We start from the raw sequence: 6,231 nt of genomic DNA, 5'->3' as shown, positions 1-6,231 counted from the left end.
GCTGCCCGCTGCCCCGTCCAGCCCGGCGACGGTCCGCTCGGCGGCCGTCAGCGGCGGGGCCTTCAGGGTGTCCCGGCCGGAGGCCCGCAGCACCCGCCACAGGACCTCCGGGCGGAACCAGGCGGTGGGCGGGCTGGTCATGGTGATGACCTCGAAGAACGCGGCCGTGAGCGGCTCCTCGACGGTGGCCCCGGCCATCAGCCGGTTCACGTACGCGTCCAGCAGCCCCGACCCCGGCTTCGGCCTCATGCCGGTGGCGCCGGGATAGAGGATGTCCTGCGAGGTGGCCAGGGTCCATGCGGCGGCCACCTGCGGGGTGAGCGCGCGCTGCGCGGCCCTGCCGAAGCCCGGCCGCGACAGCCCCCCGGAACGCAGCAGGGCGCGGACGGCGAGCAGCCCCTTGGCGGCGACGGTCATGCCCTGGCCGTAGAGCGGGTTGAAGGTCGCCACGGAGTCCCCCACGGCGAAGAACCCGTCCGGCAGGTCCGTCTTCTCGAAATGGAGGCGGCGGTTCGTGGTGCTCTGGGTGACGGCCACATCGGTCAGGGGGGTGCGCCCTTCCAGCAGCTGCCCCACGATCGGGTCGCGCAGGTCCTTGGCGAACGGGACGAAGGCGTCGGGGTCGCCGGTCGGCTGCCCGCCCCGGGTGCCGGACAGGGTGGCCTGCCACAGGCCGTTCTCGATGGGGACGATCGTCGCGGTGCGGCCGGGCACGGGAACCCGCGGGTCGGACTGGACGTTGACGATGGGGAAGCCCAGCGCGTGCGCCCCTTCGGGAGCCCGGAAGATCCGCGTCGCGTAGACGAGCCCGGAATCGACCTCGGCCTGCGGGACGACGCCCGCGCCGAGCTCCTCGAGCCAGAGCCGGGAGCGCGAGCCGCGCCCGCCGGCGTCGACCACGAGGTCGGCCGGGAGCAGCAGGCCCTCCTCCTGCGGTGTGTCGACGCGGACGCCGGTGATCCGCGCGGTCGTCCCCTCCAGGCCGCGCACCCGGCTGCGCTGCAGGACGCCGACCCCGGGCATCGCGGTGACCCGGGCGCGGACCACCGAGTCCAGCAGGTCGCGGCTGCAGGAGACGGTGAACTGCTTCTCGCCGTAGCGCGGGAGCCAGCCGTGGGCGGTCATCGTCACCAGGTCCGTGGGCAGCCGGCGGCGGATCGCCCCGGCGGCCGTCCAGGCGTCCGTGATGCCCGGCAGGATCTCCTCGATGGCCCGTGCCCCGCCCGACCACATCACGTGCACGTGCCGCGCCTGCGGCAGCCCGCGCCGGGGCTCCGGGCCCTCGGGGAGGACATCGGCGTCGACGATCGTGACCGTCGCGTACTCGGAGAGGACGGCCGCCGCCAGCAGACCGGCCATGCTGCCGCCGATGACGACGGCGTGGCGGGGCGGGGAGGACTCGTCCCGGCCGTGCGCATCGCGGCGGGTGGCGGCTCGCACCGGGAGGTTCTCCGTATGTCGGCTGGGCGTTCGAGGGGACTCGGTGCGGTGAAGCCTAGCCCGCGGTCCGGTGCCGTTCCAGCGCATCCCCAACATTCGCGCCATACGGACAAGTAGCTTTCCAGCCGCCCCGGAATGTCCCCTTCCGCTCAGGCCGGCCGCCATGACCCCGGAGGTAATCGACCCCGCCCGGCCCCGGCGGCACAGTGGAGCCATCGGGTCCCGGGGCCGCGCACTCGGCCCCGGCACCCGACCCCACCAGCACACTTCGACCTCGATGGAGGCTGACCGCCATGTCCGCGACCCTGCTCGCCGGCTTCGCCCGCACCACCGTCCCGCAGACCGCGCTGCGCCGCTTCCTCGCCCTCGACGCCGTGGTCACCACCGGCAACGGCCTCGCTNCGTCTGGGCCGCCCTCAGCCTGATCTCGCTCGCCGTCTGGTTCACGCCGACGGCCGCCGGGGCGGTCTGGATCCCGGCACAGGCCCTCACCGTCGCCTCCTTCGCCCTCTTCCAGCAGCTGGCGCTGCGCGCGACCGCCGCCGCCCGCTGAGGGCGGGGAGCCTCAGCCCAGGGTGCGCAGGTACTTCACCGTCGCCGGGTCCGCCGGCAGGAAGGTCTCGATGGCCAGCTCGGCGACGGTCACGTCCATCGGCGTGTTGAAGGTGGAGATCGACGACACGAACGACAGCAGCTGTCCCTCGTGCTCGATCCGCAGCGGCAGCGCGATGTACGGGACCGGCTCGTCCGGCTCGGCGTCGCCGGGCCGCTCCGTCACCGGGTACGCCGCCACCTCCTCGTAGAGGGCGCGCAGCGGCGCCGAGCGGGCCAGCGCGATCTGCCGTTCCATCTGCGCCAGCAGATGGCCCCGCCACTCCCGCAGGTTGTGGATCCTCGGGGCGAGCCCCTCCGGGTGCAGGGTGAGCCGCATGGCGTTCAGCGGCGGCGCCAGCAGGTGCTCGGGTATCCCGTCCAGCAGCATCGCGATGCCCCGGTTGGCCGCGATCACCGTGTACGTCCCGTCCACGACCAGCGCCGGGTACGGCTCGTATCCGGTCAGCAGCCGCTCCAGCCCCTCGCGCAGGGCTCCCATGGACGGGTCGTCGAGCGGGGTGTGCGCGTACCGGGGCGCGTAACCGGCCGCCAGCAGCAGCGCGTTGCGCTCGCGCACCGGAACGTCGAGGTGGCCCGCCAGACGCAGCACCATCTCCTCGCTGGGCCGGGAGCGGCCCGTCTCGATGAAGCTGATGTGCCGGGAGGAGGAATCCGCACGGCCCGCCAGCTCCAGCTGGCTGATCCCGCGCCGCACCCGCCAGGCGCGCAGCAGGGGGCCCACGGAGGTGGCGTCCGCCGAGGTCGAGGTCGTCATGTGCACGACGTTAACCGAGGAACACCGGCCCGCACCGGACGCGTTCCACGGGCTGGGACGGCACCGGCGGACGCGCGGGGGGAAGCACCCGGGCGCACCGGCGCGGGAAGGGTTCACTCCGGCGCGCACCGTGGAAAACTGACTGCACATCACGGACGCGGACGAGCAACGAGCACGAGGAGGCTGCGGATGCCGAGCGAACCGCTCTCGCAGAAGGAGATCGAGGACCGGCTCCGGGAACTCCCCGGCTGGGCCTTCGAGGACGACCGGATCCTGCGCACCTACCGGGTGGCCACGCACCGCGCCGCCAGCGCGCTCGTGGCCCACATCGCCGTGGTCCAGGACGAGTTGAACCACCATTCCGACCTCACCCTCGGCTACGACACCGTCCGCCTCGCGGTGAACAGCCACGACGCCGGCGGCCGCGTCACCGAGAACGACTTCGCCCTGGCCGAACGCGTCGAGGCGCTGGCGCTGGCCCCGGCCCACGGCGCGAGCTGACCGCGGCCCCGCCCGCGGGCCCGGGTCCGCGGGCCGGGGGCTCCGCGGGCCGGGTCAGGCCGGCTCCAGCCGCCACCACTGCGACGGGGAGTCGCTGTCCTCGGCCTGCCGGGCCCGGCCCTCACCATCGGCCTCCAGCAGCAGGCCGCTGACGCACGCCACCAGGGACACCACCCCCGGAGCCTCCAGGTGCTCCTCGACGACCCATTCCTGGGCGCCGAAGGCATTGGCCCGCCACACCTGCACCCGCGCCCCGCTGTCGGTCGAGGCGTTCGCGACGTCCAGGCGCCGGCCGTTGTCCTCGCTCACCACGTGGAAGACCCCGGCGCCGCTGTGCGTCGGCGCGAGCCGCCACCGGCGGGCGGCCTCCGGGGCGGGCGGCCCGTCGGGGCCGACCCGCACCCGCGAGGCACCCTCCAGCTGGAGCACGAGCCCGCTGCCCTCGTTGCGGATCCGGTAGACCCCCTCCCGCGGGCCCGTCCGGCCGGGGCCCCGGTCAGGACCGGGGCGGCGGCCGGAAGCGCCCGAGGAGGCGGCGGAGCCGACGGAGCGGGGAGCGTCCACGACCACCTCCCCTTCAGACGTCGAAGACGGCCGGGTCCGGACCGATGCGGCGCCCGTCCGCGCCGAGCGCGTCCAGCGCCGCGAGGTCTTCGGCGTCCAGCTCGAACCCGAACACGTCCAGGTTCTCCCGGATCCGGGAGGGGGTCACCGACTTCGGGATCACGATGGTGCCCAGCTGGAGGTGCCAGCGCAGCACCACCTGCGCCGCGCTGCGCCCGTGCTTGGCGGCCACGGCGGCGACCGCCGGGAGCTCCAGCAGCTCCTTGCCCTGGCCCAGCGGGGACCAGGCCTCGGTCGCGATGCCGAGCCGGGCGTGCAGCGCGCGCAGTTCGGGCTGCGGGAACAGCGGGTGCAGCTCGATCTGGTTCACCGCGGGCACCAGGGAGCTCTCGGCCCCGAGCCGCTCCAGGTCCGCCGGGCGGAAGTTCGACACGCCGACGGCCCTGGCGCGGCCGCTCGCCGCGATCTCCTCGAAGGTCTTCCAGATGGTGAGGAAGTCGTCGCGCATCGGGCGCGGCCAGTGGATCAGGTACAGGTCGACGTGGTCCAGGCCCAGCTTGCCCAGGGAGTCGTCGAAGGCGCGCAGCACCGCGTCCCGGTCCCAGCGCCGGTCGGGCCCGTTCCACAGCTTGGTGGTGACGAACAGTTCCTCGCGCGGCAGCCCGGAGCCGTTCACCGCCCGGCCGGTACCCCGCTCGTTGCCGTAGACGGCCGCGGTGTCGACGCTGCGGTAGCCGGCCTCCAGCGCGTCCCCGACGACACGCTCCGCCTCGGCGTCGGGAACCTGCCAGACGCCGAAGCCGAGCTGGGGCATGAGCGTGCCGTTGTTGAGCTTGATGTTCGGGACCTGGTTCACGGTGGGTGTTCCTCGCGGTCGGCGCGGCGCGGCGCGGTGCGGTGTGCGTGAGGCGCACGGGGGCCACAACCGGCCTCCCGCACACCGTATTCCCGCCCCCGGGCACCGCCGCCCCACACCACCCGGACGGCCCAGCCCACCCGGGCCCGGCCCGCCGGGGTCAGGAGGGGTAGAGGGCCGCGATCTCCCTGGCGTACGCCTTCTCGATCGCCCGGCGCTTCAGCTTCAGCGAGGGCGTCAGCAGCCCCCGCTCCTCCGTGAACTGCCCCGCCAGCACCCGGAAGGCGCGGATCTGCTCGGCCTGCGACACCAGCGTGTTGGCGGCCACCACCGCCCGCCGCACCTCCGCCGTCAGCGCGGGATCACCCACCAGCTGCTCCGCCGACCGCTGCGCCAGCCCGCGCATCGACAGCCAGTGCGCTATCCCCTCCATGTCCAGGGTCACCAGCGCCGTGATGAACGGCCGGTCGTTGCCCACCAGGACGCACTGGGACACCAGCGGATGCGAACGCACCCGCTCCTCCAGCGCCGCCGGCGCCACGCTCTTGCCGTTCGAGGTCACCAGGATCTCCTTCTTGCGCCCGGTGATCGTCAGATAGCCGTCCCCGTCCAGCCGGCCCAGGTCCCCGGTCGCCAGCCAGCCCTCGCGCAGCACCTCCTCCGTCGCCCGCGCGTCGCCCAGGTAGCCGGAGAAGACGTGCCGGCCGTACAGCCACACCTCCCCGTCCTCGGCGATGTGCACCGTGGTGCCCGGGATCGGCGGCCCCACCGTCCCGTACTTCACCGCCCCCGGCGGGTTCGCCGTGGCCGCCGCGCAGGACTCCGTCAGCCCGTACCCCTCGAACACCGTGATCCCGGCCCCGTCGAAGAACAGCCCCAGCCGCCGCGCCATCGCCGACCCGCCCGACATCGCGTACCGCACCCGCCCGCCCAGGGCCTCGCGGACCTTGCCGTACACCAGCTTCTCGAAGAGCTGGTGCTCCATGCGCAGCGCCGCCGAAGGTCCCGGCCCGGTCCCGAACGCCTTCTGCTCCCGTGCCTCCGCGTACCGCACGGCCGTCTCCACCGCCCGGTCGAAGGGCCCCGTACGCCCCTCCGCCTCCGCGCCGCGGCGCGCCGCGGCGAACACCTTCTCGAAGACGTACGGGACCCCCAGCACGAACGTCGGCCGGAAGGCGGCCAGATCGGGCAGCAGCTCCGAGGCGGCCAGCGCCGGCTGGTGCCCGAGCTTGACCCGGGCCCGGACGGCGGCCACCTCGACCATCCGCCCGAAGACGTGCGCCAGCGGCAGGAACAGCAGGGTGGACGGCTGCTCCTCCGGCCCGGCCTGGAAGACCGACTTCCAGCGGGAGACCAGCGTGTCCGCCTCGAACATGAAATTGGCGTGGGTGAGCACACAGCCCTTGGGGCGGCCCGTGGTCCCCGAGGTGTAGATGACGGTGGCGACCGCGTCGGGCGTCACGGCCCGCCGGTGCCGGTGCACCACGTCCTCGTCCACCCC

6 protein-coding genes and 1 pseudogene are annotated in these 6,231 nt (G+C 74.1%); 2 read left to right on the top strand and 5 right to left on the bottom strand.

The window, feature by feature from the left end:
* Positions 1–1,440, bottom strand: a 1,440-nt coding sequence (locus VR44_RS36635) for an NAD(P)/FAD-dependent oxidoreductase (protein WP_281187267.1), incomplete at its 3' end; no start/stop codon positions are given.
* A gap of 293 nt (positions 1,441–1,733) precedes the next feature.
* On the opposite strand from VR44_RS36635, the pseudogene VR44_RS42070 reads away from it, so the two are divergent.
* Positions 1,734–1,993 (top strand): annotated as a pseudogene (locus tag VR44_RS42070) (hypothetical protein).
* 12 nt (positions 1,994–2,005) lie between these two features.
* Here VR44_RS42070 and VR44_RS36625 read toward each other — a convergent pair.
* The gene (locus tag VR44_RS36625) at positions 2,006–2,809 is read right to left on the bottom strand and encodes a helix-turn-helix domain-containing protein (RefSeq protein ID WP_045951984.1); all 804 of its coding nucleotides are present in this window, start codon (positions 2,807–2,809) and stop codon (positions 2,006–2,008) included.
* A 189-nt stretch (positions 2,810–2,998) separates the two neighbouring features.
* Here VR44_RS36625 and VR44_RS36620 point away from each other — a divergent pair, with 189 nt between their 5' ends.
* Positions 2,999–3,310, top strand: coding sequence for a 4a-hydroxytetrahydrobiopterin dehydratase (locus VR44_RS36620; protein ID WP_045951983.1), 312 nt, complete (start codon positions 2,999–3,001; stop codon positions 3,308–3,310).
* A 54-nt stretch (positions 3,311–3,364) separates the two neighbouring features.
* Here the strand turns inward: VR44_RS36620 and VR44_RS36615 are convergent, their stop codons facing one another.
* The 3 genes from VR44_RS36615 to VR44_RS36605 form a co-directional block, all read right to left on the bottom strand.
* On the bottom strand, positions 3,365–3,874 hold the full coding sequence (locus VR44_RS36615) for an RICIN domain-containing protein (protein WP_094192151.1): 510 nt from the start codon (positions 3,872–3,874) through the stop codon (positions 3,365–3,367).
* 13 nt (positions 3,875–3,887) lie between these two features.
* On the bottom strand, positions 3,888–4,730 hold the full coding sequence (locus VR44_RS36610) for an aldo/keto reductase (protein WP_211275204.1): 843 nt from the start codon (positions 4,728–4,730) through the stop codon (positions 3,888–3,890).
* A 160-nt stretch (positions 4,731–4,890) separates the two neighbouring features.
* The coding region (locus VR44_RS36605) for an AMP-dependent synthetase/ligase (RefSeq protein WP_045951982.1) at positions 4,891–6,231 on the bottom strand (1,341 nt) is incomplete at its 5' end.

Origin of the sequence: Streptomyces katrae, from assembly GCF_000966975.1 — a bacterium.
Lineage (GTDB): Bacteria > Actinomycetota > Actinomycetes > Streptomycetales > Streptomycetaceae > Streptomyces > Streptomyces katrae.
This window is presented reverse-complemented; position numbering and strand designations above follow the sequence as displayed.